The following is a 1026-nucleotide window of genomic DNA, read 5'->3' on the forward strand; positions in this document are numbered from 1 at the left end:
GCCCCCCCCCGCCGCGCCCCGCCCCCCCCCCCCCCCCCGCCCCGCGCCCGCCCCCCCCCCCGGGCGGCGCCCGCCCGCCCGCCGTCCGGGCCGCTATGGTGATCGGTGCCCCGGCCGCGCCGCCGGCCGCCGCAGGCCCGTGCCGTCGGCCCCACCGCGCGGACCGGGAGTGCCGGGTGCGCCACCATGGGACGCTGCGGCAGAAGACGGGTGCGTGGAGGAGGCCAGCGATGGACGCGACGAGCCGAGCGGTGGAGACGGCCCCGCCGGGAGGGCGGGCGGCGCCCGTGGTGGGTGTCCAGGCAGGTCCCGCCGACCCGCTGGCGCCCTACCTGGCGGCGGACTTCCCCTGGTACGGACTGGACGAGGGCTGGACGGGCCGGCGCTGGCTCTTCCCGGTCGGCGCCGGCCGGGCCGGCCAGGGCGCGGGCCCGGACTACGGCTCGCTCGGGCACGGCGACGAGCCCGCCCGGCCGTACGAGTCCCGGGAGGCCAACCGGTTCGCGGTGGTGGTGACGGTGGCGCGCCGCCCGGGCCGGCGCAGCGCGGACGACACCGGCACCCTGGAGGCCACCTCGGCGTCCTCCGCGGCCTGGCTGGCCGGCTCCGGCCTGCTCGCCACGGTGCCGCCCGGCCAGCTGGACCGCACCCTGCGGCAGGACTGGCTCGACCAGCAGACCACGCTCGCCTGGGACCTCGCCGACGATCTGGAGGGCCCGGGCTGGTCCTCGCTGACCCTGCCGGTCAACGGGGTGCCGCAGCCGTTCTGCTACCGCGAGTCCGCGTACGGCTGGGTGCTGGCGGGCGAGGCCCCCGGCGTCCTGCTCGGCGCCTACGGCCGCGGCGTCAGCGCCTACGGCATCGGCTTCAGCACCCTCCCCGACCTCACGGCCTACAACGGCCGCTGACGCAGACGGCGAACACACCGGAGGGGGGGGCGGGGGGGGCGCGGGCCCCGCCCCCGGGGGGGGGCGGCGCCCGTGGGGGGTGGGGGTGGGGGGCGCGGTGGGGGTGGGGGGCGGCGGG

The 1026-nt window shown here is 81.1% G+C and carries 1 protein-coding gene; it reads left to right on the forward strand.

Annotated elements, in window-relative coordinates; translation table 11 throughout:
• The first annotated feature begins 230 nt into the window (after positions 1-230).
• Positions 231-908, forward strand: coding sequence for a hypothetical protein (locus ACFV0G_RS39630; protein ID WP_380558866.1), 678 nt, complete (start codon positions 231-233; stop codon positions 906-908).
• The last annotated feature ends 118 nt before the right edge of the window (positions 909-1026 follow it).

The organism is Kitasatospora sp. NPDC059571 (assembly GCF_042735675.1).
Taxonomy (GTDB): domain Bacteria; phylum Actinomycetota; class Actinomycetes; order Streptomycetales; family Streptomycetaceae; genus Kitasatospora.